Annotated in this window: 16 protein-coding genes; 5 read left to right on the plus strand and 11 right to left on the minus strand. The window is 41.1% G+C overall.

The features are described 5' to 3' along the window. Nucleotides 1-49 precede the first annotated feature (49 nt). Genes ACTHN6_RS08825 through ACTHN6_RS08840 form a run of 4 tightly spaced genes read left to right on the plus strand, consistent with a single transcriptional unit; the run spans nucleotide 50 to nucleotide 3,612 of the window. Nucleotides 50-445 (plus strand): phosphomannose isomerase type II C-terminal cupin domain, encoded by a 396-nt coding sequence (locus tag ACTHN6_RS08825; RefSeq protein ID WP_440435384.1) that lies wholly within the window; start codon nucleotides 50-52, stop codon nucleotides 443-445. A 17-nt stretch (nucleotides 446-462) separates the two neighbouring features. Then, nucleotides 463-1,818 (plus strand): sugar porter family MFS transporter, encoded by a 1,356-nt coding sequence (locus tag ACTHN6_RS08830; protein ID WP_440435385.1) that lies wholly within the window; start codon nucleotides 463-465, stop codon nucleotides 1,816-1,818. A 34-nt stretch (nucleotides 1,819-1,852) separates the two neighbouring features. Next, on the plus strand, nucleotides 1,853-2,878 hold the full coding sequence (locus tag ACTHN6_RS08835) for a N(4)-(beta-N-acetylglucosaminyl)-L-asparaginase (RefSeq protein WP_440435386.1): 1,026 nt from the start codon (nucleotides 1,853-1,855) through the stop codon (nucleotides 2,876-2,878). 5 nt (nucleotides 2,879-2,883) lie between these two features. After that, on the plus strand, nucleotides 2,884-3,612 hold the full coding sequence (locus ACTHN6_RS08840) for a copper homeostasis protein CutC (protein WP_440435387.1): 729 nt from the start codon (nucleotides 2,884-2,886) through the stop codon (nucleotides 3,610-3,612). 39 nt (nucleotides 3,613-3,651) lie between these two features. On the opposite strand, the gene ACTHN6_RS08845 is transcribed toward ACTHN6_RS08840, so the two are convergent. The 7 genes from ACTHN6_RS08845 to ACTHN6_RS08875 form a co-directional block, all read right to left on the minus strand. Next, entirely contained in the window at nucleotides 3,652-4,974 is a 1,323-nt protein-coding gene (locus ACTHN6_RS08845) for an MFS transporter (protein ID WP_440435388.1), read from the minus strand. A gap of 37 nt (nucleotides 4,975-5,011) precedes the next feature. Next, complete coding sequence (locus tag ACTHN6_RS08850) at nucleotides 5,012-6,118, minus strand: sulfatase-like hydrolase/transferase (RefSeq protein WP_440435389.1); 1,107 nt, start codon at nucleotides 6,116-6,118, stop codon at nucleotides 5,012-5,014. An 82-nt stretch (nucleotides 6,119-6,200) separates the two neighbouring features. Further along, nucleotides 6,201-7,877, minus strand: a complete 1,677-nt coding sequence (gene ilvD, locus ACTHN6_RS08855) for a dihydroxy-acid dehydratase (RefSeq protein WP_440435390.1) — start codon at nucleotides 7,875-7,877, stop codon at nucleotides 6,201-6,203. A 71-nt stretch (nucleotides 7,878-7,948) separates the two neighbouring features. Next, nucleotides 7,949-9,283, minus strand: a complete 1,335-nt coding sequence (locus tag ACTHN6_RS08860) for an FAD-dependent oxidoreductase (protein ID WP_440435391.1) — start codon at nucleotides 9,281-9,283, stop codon at nucleotides 7,949-7,951. Next, a complete protein-coding gene (locus ACTHN6_RS08865) occupies nucleotides 9,261-10,259 on the minus strand; it encodes an NAD(P)-dependent oxidoreductase (RefSeq protein WP_440435392.1) in 999 nt (332 codons plus the stop codon). The genes ACTHN6_RS08860 and ACTHN6_RS08865 overlap by 23 nt, the downstream gene beginning before the upstream one ends. 15 nt (nucleotides 10,260-10,274) lie before the next feature. Next, nucleotides 10,275-11,144: an NAD(P)-dependent oxidoreductase gene (locus ACTHN6_RS08870; protein ID WP_440435393.1), complete on the minus strand. Its 870-nt coding sequence runs from the start codon at nucleotides 11,142-11,144 to the stop codon at nucleotides 10,275-10,277. 24 nt (nucleotides 11,145-11,168) lie between these two features. Further along, nucleotides 11,169-11,939, minus strand: a complete 771-nt coding sequence (locus ACTHN6_RS08875; protein ID WP_440435394.1) for an HpcH/HpaI aldolase family protein — start codon at nucleotides 11,937-11,939, stop codon at nucleotides 11,169-11,171. Nucleotides 11,940-12,393: 454 nt separating this feature from the next. On the opposite strand from ACTHN6_RS08875, the gene ACTHN6_RS08880 reads away from it, so the two are divergent. Then, on the plus strand, nucleotides 12,394-13,269 hold the full coding sequence (locus ACTHN6_RS08880) for an AraC family transcriptional regulator (RefSeq protein ID WP_440435395.1): 876 nt from the start codon (nucleotides 12,394-12,396) through the stop codon (nucleotides 13,267-13,269). A 47-nt stretch (nucleotides 13,270-13,316) separates the two neighbouring features. Here the strand turns inward: ACTHN6_RS08880 and ACTHN6_RS08885 are convergent, their stop codons facing one another. The 4 genes from ACTHN6_RS08885 to ACTHN6_RS08900 all read right to left on the minus strand — a co-directional run bounded on the left by ACTHN6_RS08885 (nucleotide 13,317) and on the right by ACTHN6_RS08900 (nucleotide 22,568). After that, a complete protein-coding gene (locus tag ACTHN6_RS08885; protein ID WP_440435396.1) occupies nucleotides 13,317-15,623 on the minus strand; it encodes a DUF2264 domain-containing protein in 2,307 nt (768 codons plus the stop codon). A 25-nt stretch (nucleotides 15,624-15,648) separates the two neighbouring features. After that, the gene (locus tag ACTHN6_RS08890; RefSeq protein WP_440435397.1) at nucleotides 15,649-17,613 is read right to left on the minus strand and encodes a heparinase II/III domain-containing protein; all 1,965 of its coding nucleotides are present in this window, start codon (nucleotides 17,611-17,613) and stop codon (nucleotides 15,649-15,651) included. 23 nt (nucleotides 17,614-17,636) lie between these two features. Continuing rightward, the gene (locus tag ACTHN6_RS08895; protein WP_440435398.1) at nucleotides 17,637-19,370 is read right to left on the minus strand and encodes a RagB/SusD family nutrient uptake outer membrane protein; all 1,734 of its coding nucleotides are present in this window, start codon (nucleotides 19,368-19,370) and stop codon (nucleotides 17,637-17,639) included. 75 nt (nucleotides 19,371-19,445) lie between these two features. Beyond that, entirely contained in the window at nucleotides 19,446-22,568 is a 3,123-nt protein-coding gene (locus ACTHN6_RS08900; protein ID WP_440435399.1) for a SusC/RagA family TonB-linked outer membrane protein, read from the minus strand. Nucleotides 22,569-22,676 lie beyond the last annotated feature (108 nt).

The raw sequence follows: 22,676 nt of genomic DNA on the forward strand, positions 1-22,676 counted from the left end.
CGAAATGACGTACAACATAATTCAAACAATAAAAGAAAAATCCAATTATATGAGTGAATTTGTAACCAAACCAATTCCTGATGCAAAGCCGGATGTTGCTTTTGTATCAAGACCATGGGGCACGTTTAAACAATATGCATTCAACCAGGATTGCACTGTGAGTTTAATGAGCGTATTGCCGGGACAGCGTTTAAGCCTTCAATCACATACAGGGCGCGCAGAACTTTGGATCGTGATTGATGATGGTGCAACCGTGCAGGTGGGTGATGAAATAAAAGAATATGATAGGGGTGATGAAATCTGGATCCCGGCCAACGAAAAGCATCGCTTGTCATGCAAAGGCGATAAGCCTGTACGTGTGCTGGAAGTAGCATTTGGCAACTGGCAGCAGGCCGATATTCAACGGTATGAAGACGATTATAGACGTTCCGAAAAGGGAGAATAAACAATAACGATTGCTTTATGAATTTTAATAAAAGAATAAATTATATATGCTTTGCAGTAGCACTGGGTGGTTTACTGTTTGGCTTTGATACAGCCGTTATTTCAGGTGCTATCAGTTTTGTAAAAACACAATTTTCTTTAGATACGGTCGCCGAAGGCTGGATGGTAAGCAGTGGCCTGCTCGGTTCTATCATTGGTGTGTTTGCAACGGGTATTATAAGTGACAAGATTGGTAGAAAAAAGACCATCATTGTAGCAGCTATTATGTTTTTATTGTCAGGTTTTGGTTGTGGTTTTGCTTCATCGTTCACCTTACTGGTTATAGCAAGAATGATTGGCGGCATTGGCGTGGGGATGGCCTCCGTTATATCGCCCATGTACATTTCAGAGTTTGCGCCGGCGGATAAAAGAGGCAGAATGGTTGCGTATTACCAGCTTGCCATTACCTTAGGCATTTTGCTGGCGTATCTTTCAAACGCCTATATTTTATCAATATCAGATAATGGTACAAGTGAGTTACTGCAGCAGCCCTGGCGCGGCATGTTTGTGGTGATGTGCATTCCGTCTTTACTGTTTTTATTGATGCTGGTAAAAGTGCCTGAAAGCCCGCGTTGGCTGGTTGAAATAAACCGGCAGCAGGAAGCTCAAAAGATTTTATATACTGTAAGGCCCAAAGCTGCGGCAGATAAGGAATTCAACGATATTCTACATGCAAAATCAAGGGCAAAAACAACGTCAGTTTCACTGTTGCATCCATCTGTCCGGATTCCATTGATTATAGGGATTGTACTGGCGGTATTACAACAGTTCTCCGGTATTAATGCCATCATTTATTATGGCCCCAACATCTTTCAGTCAGCAGGTTTAGATAGCAGCAACGCATTAATGTTCCAGGTTATCATTGGCACCGTGAACTTTTTATCAACCATTATTGCTATTGCTTATGCTGATAAATACGGCAGAAAGTTTTTATTGAAAACAGGTTTAACAGGTATCATCATTTCATTAATATTATGCGGTATTCTTTTTTACACCAATCATACGCAGGGCTATCTCTTATTGGTACTAATGATGCTCTATATCATCTGCTTTGCATTTTCTATCGGCCCGGTAACATGGATCATCATCAACGAAATTTTCCCAACACATGTACGTGTAAAAGCTGTTACGGTCTGCACCATGGCTTTATGGATCGCCGTATGGCTCGTTGGTCAGTTCTTTCCTTGGCTGCTGGAAAAAGCAGGGCCTGCATTTACATTCTGGGCATTCGCAATTTTTAGTTTAATCAATCTCCTATTCAGTTTAACGGTTGTAAAAGAAACCAAAGGCAAAACGCTGGAAGAAATGGATACAGCTTTTGTGGCGCCGCATTAAAAAATCATCATTATTCATTAATAAATCAATAACAATGGCTTCAAGAAGAAAATTTTTACAAACTGCTGCATTGGGCTCTGCTGCTGCTTTAAGTGGTACCAATATTATCGCCCGGGATAAAAAAATATATGCCATAAAAGATAACCCGGTTGTTGTATCTACATGGGGTTTCGGGCAAAAGGCAAATGCCGGTGCATGGGAAATATTAAGCAAAGGCGGCAGGGCTTTGGATGCTGTGGAAGCCGGTGTAAAAATTCCTGAAGCCGATCCTACCAATCAAACTATTGGATTAGGTGGATTGCCCGATCGTGACGGGTATGTTACGCTCGATGCCTGCATCATGGATGAAAATTATAACTGCGGTTCTGTAATGTGCCTTGAACATATTGTTCATGCTATTTCTGTAGCAAGATTGGTAATGGAAAAAACACCGCATATTGTTTTAGCCGGTGATGGCGCATTACAATTTGCATTAGCCAATGGTTTTAAAAAAGAAAACCTTTTAACGCCTGAAAGTGAAAAAGCATGGAAAGAATGGCTGAAGACATCCAACTATCATCCTGAGATAAATGTGGAGAACAGGTTGTATGATAAAAACAAAGACCCTATGCCGGGCGGGCCATCCAACCATGATACTATTGGCATGATGGCGATGGATGCAAACGGTAATTTAAGCGGCGCCTGCACAACAAGCGGGCTTGCTTATAAAATTCATGGCCGTGTTGGCGATTCTCCCATCATTGGCGCTGGTTTGTATGTTGATAATGAAGTTGGCGCTGCCACATCAACCGGTGTGGGTGAAGAAGTAATTCGCATTGTTGGTTCACATTTAGTGGTTGAATTGATGCGGCAGGGTAAAAGTCCCGAAGATGCGTGCAGGGAAGCCGTTGAAAGAATTGTAAAGAGAAATCCTGAAAAATCAAAAGATATACAGGTAGGTTTTGTTGCGTTGAACAAGAGAGGTGAATATGGCGGCTATAGTTTGCAACCCGGTTTTGTTTATGCCGTAACCGGTAAAACAATCAATAAAATATTTCCTTCAAAAAGTTTTTATAAATAAAATCTATGAGTAATAAAGCAGTATTGGAAGTTTGCGCTTTTCATATTGAGTCCTGTTTAATTGCAGAAAAATGCGGCGCGGTACGGGTTGAATTATGCGATAACCCGATTGAGGGCGGCACTACGCCCAGCTATGGCACCATAAAACAGGTAAGAGAAAAAATTTCGATCAAATTATATCCCATCTTAAGGCCACGTTCAGGCAATTATTTTTATAGTGATGAGGAGTTTGATATTTTGAAAGATGATATTAACATGTGCAAACAATTAGGTTGTGATGGCATTTCTGTTGGCATATCAAAGATCAATGCTGAAGTGGATACAGAAAGACTGAAGCGCATTGTTGAATGGGCTGGCCCAATGGGCGTAACCTGTAACCGTGTGTTTGATTGCGCGCCGGAACCTTTTAACGCCCTGGAAGATATTATCAATTGCGGCTGTGAACGCATACTTACATCGGGATTAAAAACCGCTGCGCCGGATGCTGCTGATCTTTTAAAACAACTGGTTGATAAAGCCGGTAACAGAATTATTATTATGCCTGGCGCCGGTGTAAAATCATCCAACATAGCAAAGCTGAGAGATGCAAGTGGTGCAAAAGAATTTCATTCATCTGCCAGGAAAGCCGCACCGAATCCTGTCACTTATATTAACAAAGAAGTAAGCGACTATGGCAATGTTTATATAGCTGATGAAGTTGAAGTAAAAGCAATGATTGCAGCATTAAATAGTTAGGCTTTAATTGTATTTATCAGATAACTCCTGTTTTATAAATCAGGAGTTATTTGTTTTAACAGCCTTCATCTTTGGTGTTAGAAAATGAATAATAACCCATGCTAGCAGATAGGCTAAGCCGCATATGATGAAGAGCATATTATAACCAGCAACAATATCGCCCTTTGATTTATAGGAATCCAAAAGATAACCTACAAGAACCGGAAAAAGAATACCGCCTAAAGAACCTGCCATCCCTCCTATTCCAATAACAGAACTTAATGCTTTTTTAGGAAACATATCGGATGCAATTGTAAAAATGTTGGCGCTCCATGCATTGTGTGCTGCAGCGGCAAGACTGATTAAAACAACAACCGTCCATATATTGTCCGCATATTTTGCATACATAATGGGCAATACGCAAACTGCAGCTATAAGCAATGTGGCTTTTCTTGCCCGAAAAACAGGCCAGCCGCTTTTTATTAAATAAGACGATAAATACCCACCGCCCACACTGCCAATGGTTGTGGCAAGATAAACCGCACCCAGCTGGAGGCTGGGCTTTGATAAATCTAAAGAAAAGGTTGATGAAAAATAAGATGGCAGCCAGAATAAAAAGAACCACCAGATAGGATCGGTAAGAAACTTACCTGTGATAAACGCCCATGTTTGCCGGAAGCCAAGCAATTTCAACCAGCTTATTTTTTCCGTTTCTTCCCCTTCATCAACATCACTGTTGATATAATTGTATTCTGTTTGTGAAAGATGTTTTTTCTTTTCGGGCACCTCATAAAAAAACAGCCAGCATATCAGCCATATAAAACCAAGTGCGCCGGTTATAACAAAAGCCTCTTTCCATCCGTAAGCGCTTAAAATTAAAGGAACAACTATAGGTGCAACGACAGCGCCAATACTGGCGCCTGAATTAAAAAGCCCTGTTGCCAGTGCCCTTTCTTTTTTGGGGAACCATTCAGCAATGGCTTTTATGGCTGCAGGAAAATTCCCCGATTCCCCTATCCCCAAAAAACTTCTTACCATTATAAAACCGCCGGTGCTTTTTACAAAAGCATGCAGCATGGCAGCAATACTCCATAAAATGATGGAGATAGTATATCCCAATTTTGTTCCGATATTATCAATCAACCGGCCAAAAAGCAATAAACCTATCGCATAAGTAAAAGAAAAGGCCATTACAATACGGCTGTAATCCGTTTCTGTCCAGTTGAATTCCTTTTCCAGCACGGGTTTGAGCAAGCCTATAACCTGCCTGTCGATATAGTTGATGGTTGTTGCAAAGAACAACAATACAACAACCATCCAGCGGACGTTGCTGTTTTTTTTATCCATTGAAATAACCATCGCTTCGGAATTCTTTTTAATCATTGGCATATTTTAAATAAGCAACCACTAATACCGCTAATTATTTTTTAGCTTTCGAAAGTTCATCGCGCATTTGCTTTAATATTTTATTATTCGCTTCGATAAGATGCGTTGTATTGCCGGCCTTATACCATTCCAAAAACCTGTCCTGGTGATAAAAAGGTTCCGGTGTAAGCAATTCGTTTTCGAGATAACTGATAAGGCTGGAATAATAAGAATCAGTTTCACCGGCAATCATAATTCTTGCACGCAAAGCATTAAAATCATTCAACTGCTGATTAATCGTTTTAATATAAGCTGGATGCCGGAAAGAAGAAGCCTCAGCTGTTTGCATTACTTCTTTTACAAACATGCCGGCACCTCCATCTTTATTAGGTTGTTCCAGTTCCATTAAGCCGGTAATTGTTGGCGTAAGATCCGTGTGTTCAAAATAGGATAATTGCCTGTTTTTAGCGATGGACGGGCCGGTAAATAACATCGGCGTTATCACACTGTCTTTATCAATCATCGGGTGCCAGCCCTTCTCGCTCTGTCCATGATCGGAAGTAACGATCAGTAAGGTAGATTCCCACTTACCGGTTTGTTTTAAATCATCGATCAATACGCCTAATAACCTGTCTGCGTTTTCAACAGCATCAACATAGGGCGAACCTTCACCCCAAATATTTCTGTAATAAGATTTATCCGGTGTTGTATAAGATAAGAAGCGGCCTTCATTACCCGGTGTTTGTAAATGTATCCTGCAATAACGCACGTCATATTCATGCAGCAGTTCAATGCTTTGCTTTACCACCTGTTCATCCGTCATACCAGGATTATGGATATTGATGGTAAAGCCGTTGCTCACAGATATGTAGGCTTTTGTATTTACTACAAATGCAGTTGTTTGAGGAAATGCATCCTGCAGCATTTTATTCCCCTGTTTAATAAACAATGTTCCTTCCTGCAAAACAGGATTGGGAAATGATGAACTGTGTATGCGGCCATATTCACCAACCGTTGGATGATGCGGCATGATCATGTGCGACTGTTCAATATAAGTGCCTTCTTTTATCAGGCTGTTAAAAACAGGCATATTCAGTCTTGCAGGCGCTTTCCAGTGAAGCCCGTCAATAAAAAAAACAATTACTCTTTCCGGTTTATTCATGATCGTTTATAATGCTTCATTCAAAGCTATAAAGTAAGTTGTGAGTAGCACCGCTCCAAAAAGCAATTCAATCTTCTTAACCTTAGTCTCTTCTTCCAAACACCGCTCCTCTTTCAATCGGCATAACATTATCTGCATAAAATTTCAACCAGTTATTTTCAAGCTTTCTTTCTTTTGGTTTCCAATTATTCATGCGTTTTTCGAACTCTTCATCTTCAATTAAGAGATCAATTTTTCTTTTATCAAGATCAATTAAAATTGTATCACCATTTTCAATAATGGCAAGCGGGCCGCCGCAGGCAGCTTCCGGCATTACCTGCCCTATTGTAATTCCTTTGTTTAAACCTGAAAGCTCACCATCCGTAACAACAGCCACAGTATCTGCAAGGCCCGCCCCGCTTAAGGCAGCCATAAAACTGCAGGCGAATACAGTGCCCGGCCCGCCAACCGGCCCCATCATCCTCAAGACAACAATATCTCCATCAACGATGTTCCCTTTTGCAAGCTCCTGCATCGCCAGGTCTTCATCTTCATACACTTTTGCAGGGCCGCTAAAAATACGGTTCGACCCATCAATACCTGAAAGTTTAACAATTGCGCCCGATGGAGCTACACTGCCTCTGATAATGGCGAGACCCGGTTCTTTTCGAAAAGGATTGTTTATTGTATGAATGATGGTTTCATCCATTTCAATAGTCCGCTCCAGCACAACAGCCAGCGTTTTATTTTCGACCGTTAATACTTCTATGTTGAGTAATGTTTTAAGCTGATGCAAAACCGCATTGGTACCACCTGCTTTATCAAAATCCTCAATACGATCCGGACCATTGGGCCTTATCTGCGTGATCTGTGAAAACTTTGCAGATTCGTCCTCAAACATTTTTATCATATCAATATCAAGGGCGGCTTCAACAGAAATTGCAGTAAGATGCCGCACTGTATTGACAGAACAACCAATGGAGACAGCAACCCGCACAGCGTTCTCAAAAGCTTCTTTAATTAATATATCCCTTGGACGAACATTCTTTTCTATAAGCTCGAGTATTTTAAAGCCCGCCCTTTTTACAATCTCTTTTAGACGCTCACTGCCAGCCCTTACCGGCGTTGTTTGAGATAAAGCCATACCCAATGCTTCCGCCATACAATGCATGGAATTAGCCGTGGCAAGGCCTGCACAAACACCGGGGCCTTTGATGGCGCAGCGCGTCCAGTCTTTCATATCATCCAGCGTCATCTTTCCGGTAAGCAAAGTACCGACGCCTTTATACACTTCTTCAATATCAACATTTCTGCCGTTACAGGCACCGCCAAGCTGGTAACCGCAGGGCACAACGATTGAAGGAATATTCAATCGTGCTGCCGCCATAAGATGTGCCGGTGTTGTTTTGTCGCATGATGATAACAGTATCATCCCATCCAATACTGCGCCTTCAATCATTACTTCAATATCGTTTACCATAAGGTCCCGCGTTGGCATAAGATAACGTGCCTTTTTGCCCGCAGATGTTACGAAATCTGAAGGCGCAATGGTGTTTACTTCAAAGGCCAAACCACCGGCTGCACGAACAGCCTGTTGCGCCAGCTTTGAAAGCTCATCCAGGTGCTGGTAACAAACTGACAGGCCTGATGATGAATTGATAATGGCTATCTTAGGCTTATGAAAATCTGCTTCATCTATGCCCATAGCGATCCACTGAGCCCTTCTCACAGCCCATCTTGTGCTGCCTTCTTCAAAATTGCTCCTGAGATTATTTTTCATTCGTGCAAGTTTGTTTTTTCAATGTCCTAACAGAACCCCCTTACATACATTCCCTGTATGTGAAAAACATTTTATATGGGTGTTTCATCGGCATTTTTTAAATTATTTTCCTTCATCCATTCCTTTACCATTACACCGTTAAGCGCTGTTGCTGTAATATTTTCTTTTAATATCAACCCACCCGCCGCACCAGCGGCGTAGCCCATTCCAAAGCATTGTGCGGTAACACGTGCCGATGCCAGCGCTTCATGTTCTGCTGACAGGCACCGGCCCGCCACCAATATGTTCACAGCATTTTTGGGGATTAATGTTTCAAACGGTATATCATAAAAATCATCTTCGGGGTAATGTATTTTTAGACCACCGGCTCCATGCAATTCTATCGGCCAGGCAGAATGAGCTATGGCATTTTTATTTTTTACGGCATGTATTACATCATCATTCATAAGCCTTGCCACCCCTGCGATGGAACGCGTTTGCCTGATGCCTACCTGTGCGCCTGTATCAGACATATAAGCATCACTAAAAGCATCAATATTTTCCATAAGAAACTTTGCGTATTCACGCGCCTGTTTACGGCCTTCTGTTTCAGCAAAAGTGAGATCAGTTGAATCGATACCCGTGGGCACAGACCCATCAGGATACGTTATCCTTGTCATATTGCAAAGCACCTCGCCGGAATTTGGCAAAGGGAATATATACACATGATGCCTGGGCAAATGATACCGGCCGGTTAAATGCGCTGTTTCAATTTCAGCATTCAAATCATGAGGATCAAGTTGAAGGAACGCATCCATATCAACGTTAGCCATTTTAAATATCATGGTTGGCGTTTGCACCTGACCGTTATTGCCGAATGTTGTTTTAAGGCTAATGCTATGAACAACTTCCGCATCGCCGGATGCATCAATAACCATTTTAGGCTTAACGGCATACTGGCCTTCATAGCCTTTTACTAACAGGTAACTGATGCGGCTACTATCATCTGTATAAGCTTTTAAAAAATTAGTATGATAAAGTATGCTGCAGTTGTGTGTGGTTAACAATTCATCCGCTGTTTCTTTCCATTTTAAACTGTCATGCGGTACCAGTAATGTCTTCCCAAATTTTACAGGCTTAACAACAGCATGTTTGTTTTGCAGCATGGAATAAAATTCATCAGCAAAGCCAAACACAATCTGTTCAGGCTTATTGCCACTGCTGAACAAACCACAAATAGTACCGCTGAGGCCGGCAACAGTAGCACCGCCGCAAAAACCATATTTTTCAATCAGCAGAACAGACAACTTTAGCCGTGCCGCAGCAATAGCAGCAGCAACACCTGCCGGGCCTGCACCTATTACACAAACATCAGGTTCATACCTTACAGGTACATTATAACTATCAACGGTGAATATTTTTTTCATTCAACATATTTTCTGTTGCGGGAAAGTATTGGAGGTTACAGATATTGGGAGGTTGCCTGCCATTCAAAGCATCAATAACCGCCTGTGCTGCAGCAATGGCAATCCGTTCATTAGATTCTTTTGTAGAACCTGCAACATGTGGTGATAAAACAACGTTAGAGAATTTAAGTAGTGGATTACCTGCATTCATTGGCTCTTCTTTAAACACATCCAATGCAGCGCCGGCAATTTTATTTTCAGACAAAGCATCTACCAGTGCCTGCTCATCAACGAGGTCGCCTCTTGAAGTATTGATGAGATAAGCTTTTGGTTTCATCATATTCAAATATGGATCGCTGATAAATTTATGTGTGAGTGGGGTTGCCGGGCAATGAACGCTTACAAAATCAGAATCCTTAAATATGGTCTCAAGATCATCCGAAAAATTTACATCCAAACCTTCATGTGCAATAAATGGATCGTAGGCAGTAACGATCATACCCAGGCACTTACAAAATTTTGCAGTAGCCCGGCCGGTTTTGCCATAACCTATTATACCTATCTTCTTTCCTTTTATATCAATCTGGTTGAGTGAAAAGCGTTCATGCCATCTTTGTTTGCGCACTGCCTTATCCATGAATATAACCTGCTTTGAAAGCGCCAGTATCATAGCCACCGCATGTTCTGCAACCGTTGTATCATTAGTGCCCGGTGTGTTGCATACATATATGCCATGCTCGCCTGCAAACTTCATATCAACATTATCCATCCCTACACCCGTTCTCGCAATAATTTTTAAATTAGCGCCCTTCGCAATTACATCTTTATCAAAAATTGTTGTGGCCCTTAAAATAGCGGCGTCCGCATCTGCAATCAAAGCCATCGCCGTTTCTTTTGTTGTATCAGGTGCCAGCACCATATCCACTTTCCCTTCTAATATTTCTATGCCTTTGGAGTTTATCGGTTCTGAAATAAATACTTTCGGGAGTTTGCTCATATATGTTTTAAACTTTTAATTGTTTTCAAAAAGATGTATCAATGCACTGAAATCAAGCTCACCTTTTCCTTCAGATACAAGCTGCTGCATTTCATTGTGCAGCAGTTGTGTGCCGGGCAGATTAACCGATCTTTCAGCAGCAGCCTGTTTGGCAATACGCAGGTCTTTGGTATATAATTTTAATTTGAAGCCAGGAGAAAAATCCCGTTTAATCATTCTTTCGCCGGAAACAGCAAGCGTTCTGCTGTCTGCAAAACCGCCTGATAAAACTTCTTTTAATTTGGCAAGATCAATGCCTGCGCTGGCTGCAAGCGAAAATGCTTCAATAACGCCCTGCGTAGCCAATGCCGTAGCAATCTGGTTGCATGATTTTGCAATCTGTCCGGCGCCTGTTGAACCAATATGATTAATCTTCTTACCTAATATCTGAAACAAAGGCAACGCACGCTTAAAGGCAGTTTCGCTGCCGCCGGCCATGATGGAAAGACTGCCGCTTTTAGCACCAACATCACCACCTGAAACAGGTGCATCCATTGTTTCGACACCAACGGCTGCAAACCTTTCATGTATTTCTATTTCGGTGGCTGCATCAATGGTTGACATATCTATAAAAAGCTTGTCTCTGCTTAAGCCTTCCATCAAACCACCGTTGCCAAAAGCCACTTCTTTTACCTGCGGTGAATCGGGCAGCATGGTGATAATAATATCCGACAGTTCAGCAATTTCTTTGGGTGATGATGCACCTATCGCACCTTTTTTTTCAAGCTCCTGCATGGATGCAGCACCTGAACTAAAAACATACAATGTATAACCTGCATGCACCAGGTTTTTGGCCATCGGCTTGCCCATAATTCCCAGCCCGATAAATCCTATCTTTTCTTTCACTTGTTTGTGTTTTGCTTAATACTGCTATGCAGAAGTCCTGGATTTTTTTAATGCTTCAATCGTTTGTTTGGCGCCTGAATTCAGAAAGCTTGCATCGGTTCCGCAGGCAAAAAACTGAATGCCCAGTTGCTGATATTTTTTCAGATCAGCAGGATTGGCAAGCAGTATTCCAACATGCTTACCGGCACGTTTTGCGGCAGCTACAATTTTACCAACGGTTTCAACAAAAAGCGGGTGCGTTGTCTGACCGAAAATACCAAGCGCCATGGAAAGATCAGATGGTCCGATAAACAATACATCAACACCTTCAATTGCTGCAATTGCATCAAGATGATTTAAAGCTTCTTTGGTTTCTATTTGTATAACGCCCAATAATTCTTCAGAAGCCGCTTTGCGATAAGCATCAAAATCATCTCCATATTTAGCGGCGCGTATCATTTTGGCAACGCCTCTTGTTCCTTCGGGTGGATATTGCATGGCCCTGGCAACAAGCAATGCCTCTTCAGCGTTTTCAATACGCGGGCACATAATGCCATCTGCGCCCGCATCCAATACGCGATTGATGCGTTGCCGATGAAAACTTTCCACTCTTATAATGGCTGAAACATTCGTGTTCTTTAAACCAAGCAATTGGTTAATTATATCTGCTTCAGCGCCTAATCCATGTTCAATATCCACGACCACCCAGTCAAAACCCGCGTTGGCAATTATTTCTGCTGAAATTGCATTGCCAAGGCTGAGAAATGTGCCCAGCAATAGCTCACCATTATTCAATCTTTGTTTTATTCCTTTCATTTAGATGTTTAAATTTGTAAAGAGTTCTATTTATTTCAGAAGATATTATTTCCTTATATGCCATTTGGTTAAGCAACGCTTTAATCTTAAATGCAACATGCTTTGCTGCAGCATCAATAAACCATATATATCCGATATTTAATTTAAGCAGGGTTTATAAATACCGGATAAACTTTTAATCAATAAGCAAATAAACTCAGGTCTGGCAAAAACAGCCGCTTCATTATTTGCAAAAATGAATACAATATTTGCCTTGGCCACCGTAAAAAGATGTGCATTTTCTGCTCCCGGTTTGCAGCTTTTAGGAATAATGTTTTGTCATAATATTTAAAAAACAAAAAACAATTTTTTTAATTAACCCGGACACTTTTTAAAAGGATAAATTCCTTATTAAAAAGTGCTTTTGATTTATATGGAATTATTACATTAGCATTTATAACATTGTTTGTTCAGCATGAAGCCAATACTAATTAGAAACACATCGTCGCCTAATCTTTCGTTTACCATCGAAGAGCGCATAAAACCGCATTTCAGTGTGCCTTATCATTTTCATAACGAGTATGAGTTAACAGCTATTCTTAAAGGTCGCGGCTCAAGATTTGTGGGCAACCATATCAGCAGTTTTGATAATTCAGACATGGTTTTAATTGGCAAAAACCTGCCGCATCACTGGCATAACGACAAAACTGCTTCGCATTCCAATGAAGAAGTAAAAGCTATCATATTAAAATTTGATGCAGATTTTAATGGCGTAAGATTGTTTGATCTTCCTGAAAATTACCAGATTCAAAAAGTGCTGGAAAAAGCTTCCAGCGGTTTAAGGATTGTGGGCGAAACTTTTAACAAGCTCGTATCGCTGATGCAATCATTACTTACAGCAAAAGGACCGGACAGGATTTCGCTCTTATTAAAAATTTTATATGAAATAGCTATATCTGATAACCTTGAAGTGTTATCAAATCAAAATCATATTCCTGCCAGCAAAGGCAACGATTATGATAACGACCGCATGAACAGGGTGTATGTATATATTATGAACAATTACCTTGAAGAGATTAGCCTTTCAAAAGTGGCGGAAATAGCATGCATGAATGAAGCTGCTTTTTGCAAGTACTTCAAAAAAAGATATAACAAAACGCTCATGCAGGTTATAAATGAAATAAGAATAAATTATGCCTGTAAAGAATTGCTGAAAGACGATGCCAATATTACGGAAGTGTGTTACCAGAGCGGCTTTAACACGTTTTCCAATTTTGCAAAAACATTTAAAAAGATAACCGGCACCAACCCGAGGGAATACAAGATGAAGATTAAAAAATTAGAGAAGTAATGAGCATATTCGTTATATACTAAAGAGCCTGCAAAAAGCAGGCTTTATTATTTAAACACGGTTTGACCTGCTATCTTCTCCCCGCTCCATATTTTCCGTTGTGTCCATTTACCGGCAGGCGCTGTCCAGAAAACATTGTTAGCAGGAATGCCAAGATGAGATAGACCCATAGTGCACATATATAAGGCACCGGTGTAATTATAGTAATCGATGGCACCGGTTTGTTCGCCAACGATGCCTGCATTCAAAAATCCATTTTCATCAAAAGTTCCCGGCGCCAGCATCATGTGTTTTATAACTGCAGTTATTGCGGCCCGTGTGGCACCGGCATCTAATGTTGAAGGCAACTTGCGTTCACGGAAAGCCATATATTCCAGTTGTTGTAACATGGCAATACGATATACGGATGAGCGCCCGATAACAGGAAATGTTCCTTCGGGTGAAATAAGGTGTTCCAGTACCTGCGCATAACGTTCGCCGCGTGTTAAAGCTTCCTTCAGCATATTATCTACCGGCATGCCCATAGCCTTGCAGTTGTTTAATACTTCAATTAATAAAGGCTGGATTACATAACTGTTGTAATAGTCCCAATGAAATTGCGGCCCGTCTCCATATACACCATCGCCTAAATACCATTCTTCATGTTTTTTGATTGCATATTCAATTGCCTGCTTATTACACTTGCCTGTAAACTTCCATATAGCTGTTTCTATAATGGCAGGAAAAAGCAACCAGTTACTTTCATTTGGTTTAAAAGCACGGTGTGTTTCTAATGCCGTAATGATATTATTTTGCTGTATTGCTGATAAAGGCTCCCACAATTGTTTTGGAGCTATCAATAACGGGTAAGCTATGTAAGCTGCATGCACAATTCTTTCCTGTGTTGAATCACCAAACATATAATCGGGGGAAGAAGGATTGGTGGCATTAATCAAACATTGCCTTGCAAGCGCGCTGTAATATGCACGAAGTTTACCTTCATCAGTACTGTCAGCGCCAAGTGATAACCAGGGCGCCATGCCTGATAAAGTGCGGCCAAATGCCTGTAAGGGTGATGTTTGAATATTACTTTCCCTTGTTTCCCATTCCTTCCTGGGAAATACTTTATGCAACTGGTTTTTGCTTAAAGGCATCAACACCGGATCTGCTATTTTCAACAAAAGGTTAAGCGTAAAACTTCTGTCATCATTAAAGCCGGTTAATGTTTTTGTAGATGTTTGAAGGGCCTTATATAATTCACTTCCTGCAAGCAAAAAAGCACCGGTACCATACGTTTCACTGTCATCAAAATCAACATCTGTCGGAGCATCGCCAACTTCCTGCACATAACCCAGTTTACCATTGGCATTAACAGATTCTTTTAATGCCTTCCATCCTTTTTCTATCGTTGGCATAAATTCATCACGCGGCAACAAACCGTTGTTCACACCCCACGTCATTGCATATACATAAAAGCCTGTGCCGCTGGATTCTTTTTGGGGATAGTTTTCAGGATCAAGCAAGCTCTGGCTCCAGAAGCCGTTAGTCATCTGAATGCTTTTAAGCTTGTAGCACATCTCTTTAAACTGGCTTTCAAAAAACGAACGGTCAGGATGATTTTTTGGCATATACTGCATCACCCTTGCAAGCCCTGCAGCCACCCAGCCATTGCCACGCGACCAGAATATTTTTTTACCATTGGCTGATTTCATCGTAAAAAAACGGTCATCCCGAAAAAACAAACTATCAGCAGGTGAATAGAGATAGTTTGATGTGCGCTTCCATTCACGCACCATGTGATCCATATATTTGGGCTGGTTAAAAATAGTCGCCATTCTTGCATAAGCCGGTGGCGCCATAAATAAAGCATCGCACCAGCTCCACCACTCCCACCAATATTTATTGTTCTTAAAACTAATGTCCGGCTCAAGCTCCCGGCGCATGGTGGCATCCATCACAAAACGAGATTTATCAACCATAGATTTCTGTCCTGTAAGTTCATACAGTTCAAGGAAAGCCTGCGAAATAGCCAACACATTTGCATCGTAAGGGCGTGGTACCGGTTCCCAATTAACACTATCGCCCATTTGCCTTACAGCCTCAACATATTTATTGTCTGCTGTAACATTATACAGTGCCATCAAACCAATATAAAAAGGTCCATATTCCCATGAATTTAATGCTTTGCCGGTAGGATTGGCCAGTTGCCAGTCAGCAACCTTTTTTAATAAAACAGGGATTTCATGTATATTAATGCCTTGCTGGTCTCCAGCCTTTAATGAAGCCTGCTTCTGTTTCCTTTGTGCAGAAGCAGCATTCGCACAAAAAATAAAAAGTATAAAAAGAAAATAAAAACAGGTTTTACGCATAATCATTCGTATTATCAGGTAAGTTTAAATGCTATGGGCTAATAAATTCAAATGCACAGGCGCCTTTCTTTAAGGCCTTATCATTTAAAGTGAATGATAAACGATATAGTTTACTGCCCCATGTATTCGTTAATTTTTCATCATCCAATATTTTTTCTTCAACACCTGCGGTCATTAAACCTGGCGCGTATTTTAATATAAGCATAAGCCGGCCTTCATTGTTATAAAAACCTACTTCGCCTTTAACATCACTCTTAACAGAACAACTGCTGAGGAAATTAATCTTTGTTTCGCCTGTGATTTTTTCAAGCTCAAAATTTTCAGAAAGCACCAGCTTGCTTTTTTGCTGATTAAACAAAAACCTCCGCTTCCAAGTTTTCACATAAGCTTCTGCCGGATAAGCTTTTGCTATATCCATAGCAACATTCACTTCATTATTTTTTCTTTCAAAAGAAACATCAGAAGCTTTGTATTGCCTGCCATCTTTCTGCATTACACCATTTATCAACGGGCAGTTATGCCATTGTGATTGCATGGTCCAAATTTCATAACGCCTGCTGCTAAAAGTTTGCGCTGTGTAAGTGCCTACACCCGCGTCAACAATAACAGGTTCACCGTTCGCGTACACAATAAAATTGCCGACATCGTTATGGTTATGGCTTTCGGCATTATGACCGCCCTGCACTGCCATAAACAACCCTGATGTTGAACCGGCAACAGACCTTGCTGTAAATACCTGAATATCTTCCAGTGCTGCAGATGATATTAGCATTGGATCGGGCGTAAGTGTAGCCAGTTCTTTAAAAATAGCTGCCGTAGCAAGAAAGTCAGGCAGGTTGTTTGGCGGCAATTCATTTTTCTTTAAAGAGAAAAGATAGGCGGCAAAATGTTTTAATGAATCATCCTTAAACATCTCGCCAAAGCGGTAAACACTTTCAGCATTGGGAATAGTCTTGCTGCCTGCATCAGCAAAATTTACAAAATAGTCGCCGGCAATATGTGTTTTATAAATATAAGTGCCGATGTTATGCATTAAGTTATTTGTAGCCCATGACAACTTCCCTCCTGAAACGCTGTTAGCCAGGTATAACAGTTTTATCAGTTTACCACCGGCAAGGCTCCAGTAAGTAGGCCCTTCATCGCAGCCGCCATCAGCAGGATATTGATTGATAAAATAATCAGCGCTCTTAAATATTTTATGAATGACCCGGAACAGATCATTCATATTTGTTTCAGATAATAAAGCCACCTGCAATACATTGGCATTTATCCATGCATTCCAGTTGTTGACCGGTTTGCCTGAAAAACCCATCCACCAAAAATCGTCGCGCTGCTTATAAGGATCTAGTATACGCCTGTGCAGCTCGAATGCTATTCTTTTATTGATGATGGGAGAATAAGCATCCAACTGACCTGCGAGCATAAACTGAATATTCGCAATCATTGCAGCGGTTTCAGCACTAACAAGGCCAATAACCTGTTCTGACGGATCAGGTAAATCTGCACCAGCTTTTTGTAGTTCAACAATAGCAGGAATTTCCCAGGTACTTTCTTCAAGCGTTGCCCACAAACCGTTTAACAATTGCGGCATATATTTTTTATCGCCTGATATGATTTCAGCAATAACCAGGGCATTCAAATAATTACGGCGCTCCGTTTGTTTTTTTTCGTATCTTATACGGTTGCCGTTATCCCTGTATTCAAGAAAAGAACTGGCGGGCAATGCCGGCCAGTTGAAAGACAATGCTTCATCAGCATTCTTAATTAAATATTGTTTTACCGAGTCCGGTAATGCGTGAATTTTTTGAAGATAACTTTCTTTTGCTTTTGCTTTCCAGGCACTCAATGCCCCGGTATTGGGTTGCCAGCCTGAAGCATTGAGTGCAGTTATCAGATAATCCCTTGCGTTTGTTTGCTGCGTAAATACTTTACCGCAAAACACAAGCATGAAAAGCAAAATATAAAACCCACGAACAACAGAATTCTTTTGTAGCATTACTTAATTTCTTCCTCTATATATTACCAATTTGGATTTTGTGCAAGGTTTGAACTTAAGGCTAATTCTTTTGTTGGCAAGCCCCACAAATAATCCCTTGCGGGGTTGAATGTACGGAATGATGCATCTTCCAGTACTACATAACCGTTAAAAAGATTTGGTGTGGTGCCGGAAGGATTTTCATCAGCAAAATATTTTCTTCCAAGTATTGTTTTAGGCAATGCGGCTTCTGCTGTTTTCCACCGCAGCATATCCCAGTATGCCTGGCCTTCAAAGGCAAGCTCAACGGTTCTTTCCCTTCTTATTTCTGTTTCCATATTAAGGCCGTGGACGCTTACAAAAGCATTGGTAAGCAATGGCAGTTTGCTTACATCATTGCCGGTTGCACGGTTACGCAGTGCGTTAATGCTAATATCTAAATCAGCATCACTGATAGCGCCGTTCAATTCAAATTTAGCTTCGGCATAATTGAGCAATACTTCAGCATATCTTAATACATTGAAGCTTACAAAGCTTACATTGGCCGTCCAGTCGCTCACAATCCAATATTTCCTGTAGCGATAATTGATACCTGCTGTATATGGAATTAAACCACCTGTTGAAGGCGTGATCATTGTATTGTTATAAACAGACATTTCCATTCTCGGATCACGGTTTCTGAATTCGGTTAATGAGCTTGTTTGATCTGCAGATGAATCATAAGCGGATAATCCCTGCGGCAAACCATCTTTATACAAATACATATCCATGGTCACACGCGTGGGTGCAATATGTGCCTGGTCCAGATAACTTCTTCCAAAGCTGTGCGAAGCAATATTGTTATTCTGGTTCTGGCCATATAATCTCACCAAAATATTTTCTTTGTTTGTTGCATAAGTATAGTTAAGCTGTGGCCCAACTGTTGCCTGTATTGGATTGCCCGATGCACCACCATCGTACTGAAATTCGTAATAATAACTTTCCGGGCCTTGTGCAGTGTATAGAGAATGCTTGCCTTCAGTGATAACCATATAGCTTGCATCGGCGGCAATCTGTAAATTACTTTGCGCAGTGCCTATGCTGCGTGCCTTATCCCAGGTGCCTTCAAATAAGGCCACCCTTGATTTATAAGCCAGTGCAGCAGAACGTGTAATGCGGCCATATTGTGCGGAGGCCAATACATCAGGTTGCGGGCAATAAGCAGCGGCAAAATCAAGATCGGCATAAATGCTGTCAACAACCGTTTGCCTGGCAGTACGCGCTGCATACAACATGCTGTCGCCTGAAGTTAATGTACGGTTGATATAGGGCACATCTCCAAAGCGCTTTACCAGTTCAAAATAAGCCATTCCCCTGAAGAAACGTGCCTCTCCAAGATACCTGTTTATAGTGGCCGCATCGCCGGTTACGGTTACAGACTTTTCAAGAATATTATTGGCGGCACGAATGGCTTTATAATAATTTGTCCATTCATTGGATGTGGCTGGTGCAACGCTTGAGCCGTCGCCAAAGCCTACAGAGCGGTCGCCAAAAGTTTTATCAGAATAATTATCCTGCAATGGCGTTGGCAAGCCTGAAGGATCATCTGTGCTTAAGCCATTTAAAAATGTATAGAGATAATTACATGCCTGGCTCATGTCAGAAGTTGTTTGCCAGAAGTTATTATCAGCCAGTTGTGATTCCGGCGACAGGTCAAGGTTCTTCATGCATCCGGCAAGCGTAAATATACCAACCGGTAACAACCACAGTACAACCCTGAAACAATATTTTCGTATCATCGATTTATATTTTTTAATGAAGCGATTTAAATGAACTCTCAATTATTTTAAATGTTCTAACTTTTTTACCCTCATTTAAAAAGTAACATTCAGGCCAAAAGCATACACAGCGAAATAAGGATATACATAAGAGGCGTAGCTGGGGCTTTCAGGATCAAAGTATTTATACCACGCTTTAGTATGTGTCCATATATCCTGGCCGCTGAAGAATACTCTTATTCTTTGCGCTTTTATTTTACTCAGCACATTTGATGGCAGCGTATAACCAATCTGGAGATTTTTCAATCGTATATAAGAACCGTTCTGAACAAATGCACTGTTGATATGTGTGTTGGTGCCGCCGCCAGCAATAGGCCTTGGGAACTTTGCATCCCGGTTATCTTCTGTCCAGTAATTGTTTACATAATTATCCAAAGGATAACGCCAGCTTTGTACATAAGGAATGGCTTGTGTAGGATAAATTATATAACTCCTTTTACCGGTACCCTGTAAAAAAACAGCGAGGTCAAAGCCTTTCCATTCTGCGCCAAGGTTAATACCATAATTATAACGTGGTGAAGTATTGCCGAGATAAACCATATCGCCATGATCATCTGCTGTGCCCGTGCCGCCGTTGATCACGCCATCACCATTTACATCAAGGTATTTAATGTCACCGGGTGCCTGGTTCGTTGTGCCAAATTGTTTTGCACCTTTCTCAACCTCTTCTTCGCTCTGGAAATAACCAAGTGATTTGTAACCATAAATGGAATTGATGGGCATGCCGGGGATAGCTGTATTTATGCCTTCGGAATACACAACATTGCCCAGGTATCTGGTGATTTTATTTTGATTATCACTCAGGTTAAAGCCAACATAATAGGACAAATTTCCTATTCTGTCTTTCCAGCTTATATCAAAGTCCCAACCCTTGGTTTCCATTGCCGCAGCATTCGTTGTATTCGGCGTTACACCTAATACGGCAGGCAGGTTTACAGAGATAAGCATGTTATCATTCACGCGTTTATAATAATCAAAACTGCCGGAAAGCTTTCCTTTGAACAAACCAAAATCAAGACCTATATCTGATGTGGTAACGGTTTCCCAGCCAAGGCCTTCAGATGGCAATGCACCCTGGTAAATATAGGTGGTAGCAGTATTGTTGAAAGGATAAACACCCGTATTTAAAGTTGCTATTGACAGGTAATTATTCTGATATAATTCACCCAGTTGTGCATTGCCTAATTTACCCCATGAGCCCCTTAATTTCAGCTCGCTGAAGAAGCCTGAATTATTAAACCAGTTTTCCTGGGATATGCGCCATGCGGCAGAAAAAGCAGGAAATGTCTGGCTGCGATGGCCGGGCGCTAAACGCGAACTGGCATCGTTTCTAACCGTAGCTTCAAAAAAGTATTTGCCTTTATAATCATAGTTAAATCTTCCGAAAAATGACTGCCAGGCATTTTCCTGCAGGTTATCCGCCACTGCCGTTACAGGCAAGTTGGAATTGGTTGTATAATTGAGTGTGGGAAGATTGTTATTGGTTAAGTTGTTTTGATAAGCATTTACGAGATCATAGTTATAATGCTGGTATTGAAAACCACCTAACACATGAAAATGATGCTCTTGTACGGCCAGCGTATAATCTGCCAATGCATTAAAGGTGTACCAGTTTTGCGCAGTGCGGTATTTGCGCAAAGAATTGGAACTGTTTAGCCGTGCATTCTGTACAAACGAAGCCGATGTCTTATCAAAGTTGTAAAGTGGTACGGTTTTATAAAACAGGTTCTGGTTATTCTGCTCCAAATGCGGGCTGTAATTTGTGCTTAATACCAGGCCCTTTGCAAGATGCTCGGCTTTTAAAGTGAATACCCCATCCAATATGTTCTGCATAGTATTATTATACCCGCCATCTTTCATGGTTGCATACGTATTATTGCCTGAAATGGATACATATTTAGTGTTATCACTTTCCGGAACAAACACCGGATATATTGGCCTCAGGTTATAAATGTTATATAACAAACCATAATCACCCTGCACCGTTCCTGCAGCAGCTTCAATTTTGTTTTGTATATAAGACAAGCGGGCATCAAGGCTTAGTATTTTATTAAACTTTGTAGTCAAATTAATTCTTGCATTGGTGCGTTTGTTAGCATCGGGGCCAACTTTAAACATCCCGTTATTATCGTTGTAACCAAGGCCAATAAAATACCGCGTATTTTCATTGCCGCCGGTAACATCCACATTATGCTGTGAAGATCCAAATGTTTTGTTTACGGTCATACCCACATAATCCATCTCGCCATAATAAAACGTGTTTCTCGGATCATCCGGCACAAGTGTTACATTAGGATCTGCAAACATTGAAATTTGTTCGTCTGTCCATGAAGGAGCGCCACCATTGTTAACGTTGGCAAGATTCTGCAGCTCTGCACTTATATGAAACGGTACTGTTTGAGGAAGGCTTAGTGTCTTTTTAAGTTGATACATGCCGGTATAATTCATCGTTACCTTTCCTGATTTACCAGCCTTCGTCGTGATTAACAATACGCCATTGGATGCTTTTGCGCCATATATAGCAGCAGCAGATGCATCTTTTAAAACAGATATAGATTCAATATCATTTGGATTGATCAATGTGAGATTGGCATACTCAACACCATCTACAATCAGCAACGGGTTATTGGTGCCATTGAGTGAAGAGTACCCGCGTATATTAATGTTCCAGCCTTCAGAACCGGGCTGGCCGCTGGTGCGGCTTACAACCAGGCCCGGTGAAAGTCCCTGCAAAGCCTGCACGGCATTATTCACAGGCCGGTTTTCAAGCTCTTCTTTGCCGATAACGGAAACAGCACCGGACAGGTTTACCTTCTTTTGTGTGCCATAACCAACCACCACAACATCAGAAAGCGCATTATCAGTGCTTCTTGTTAGCTGCACATTCATGTAATCACCACTTACAGCTTTGGTTAATGTGATATAACCTACATAGGAAAATTCCAGGTTCACTCCTTTCTCAGCCCTGATAGTAAATTCCCCGCTGGTATTGGTAACGGTTCCTCCCGTTTGATTAGCAACACGTACAGAAACACCTTCCAGCGGTGCACTGTTTTCATCCGTTACTTTTCCATTCACGGTTTGCGCAATGGAGACAATACACAGGCAAAATCCGCATAAAAAAAGCAGTAGTTTTTTTGAAATCTGGTTTCGACTCATAGCCTTTTTATAGTTTATGTTTATTAAATTTTTAAATGCTCTTGAAAAAAATGGAATGTATAATCGTTTATCCGTTTTATATCATCTTGTTTAGCGTGAGTAAAGCAT

The organism is Parafilimonas sp. (genome assembly GCF_051953455.1).
Classification (GTDB): domain Bacteria; phylum Bacteroidota; class Bacteroidia; order Chitinophagales; family Chitinophagaceae; genus Parafilimonas.

Bases quoted from the DNA above. Each gene is read 5' to 3' on its own strand.
- ACTHN6_RS08885 (WP_440435396.1), bottom strand. From the start codon at position 15,623: ATGATTATGCGTAAAACCTGTTTTTATTTTCTTTTTATACTTTTTATT.
- ACTHN6_RS08850 (WP_440435389.1), bottom strand. From the start codon at position 6,118: ATGAATAAACCGGAAAGAGTAATTGTTTTTTTTATTGACGGGCTTCAC.
- ilvD (WP_440435390.1), bottom strand. From the start codon at position 7,877: ATGAAAAATAATCTCAGGAGCAATTTTGAAGAAGGCAGCACAAGATGG.
- ACTHN6_RS08830 (WP_440435385.1), top strand. From the start codon at position 463: ATGAATTTTAATAAAAGAATAAATTATATATGCTTTGCAGTAGCACTG.
- ACTHN6_RS08895 (WP_440435398.1), bottom strand. From the start codon at position 19,370: ATGATACGAAAATATTGTTTCAGGGTTGTACTGTGGTTGTTACCGGTT.
- ACTHN6_RS08825 (WP_440435384.1), top strand. From the start codon at position 50: ATGAGTGAATTTGTAACCAAACCAATTCCTGATGCAAAGCCGGATGTT.
- ACTHN6_RS08865 (WP_440435392.1), bottom strand. From the start codon at position 10,259: ATGAGCAAACTCCCGAAAGTATTTATTTCAGAACCGATAAACTCCAAA.
- ACTHN6_RS08890 (WP_440435397.1), bottom strand. From the start codon at position 17,613: ATGCTACAAAAGAATTCTGTTGTTCGTGGGTTTTATATTTTGCTTTTC.
- ACTHN6_RS08880 (WP_440435395.1), top strand. From the start codon at position 12,394: ATGAAGCCAATACTAATTAGAAACACATCGTCGCCTAATCTTTCGTTT.
- ACTHN6_RS08875 (WP_440435394.1), bottom strand. From the start codon at position 11,939: ATGAAAGGAATAAAACAAAGATTGAATAATGGTGAGCTATTGCTGGGC.
- ACTHN6_RS08845 (WP_440435388.1), bottom strand. From the start codon at position 4,974: ATGATTAAAAAGAATTCCGAAGCGATGGTTATTTCAATGGATAAAAAA.
- ACTHN6_RS08840 (WP_440435387.1), top strand. From the start codon at position 2,884: ATGAGTAATAAAGCAGTATTGGAAGTTTGCGCTTTTCATATTGAGTCC.
- ACTHN6_RS08835 (WP_440435386.1), top strand. From the start codon at position 1,853: ATGGCTTCAAGAAGAAAATTTTTACAAACTGCTGCATTGGGCTCTGCT.
- ACTHN6_RS08900 (WP_440435399.1), bottom strand. From the start codon at position 22,568: ATGAGTCGAAACCAGATTTCAAAAAAACTACTGCTTTTTTTATGCGGA.
- ACTHN6_RS08860 (WP_440435391.1), bottom strand. From the start codon at position 9,283: ATGAAAAAAATATTCACCGTTGATAGTTATAATGTACCTGTAAGGTAT.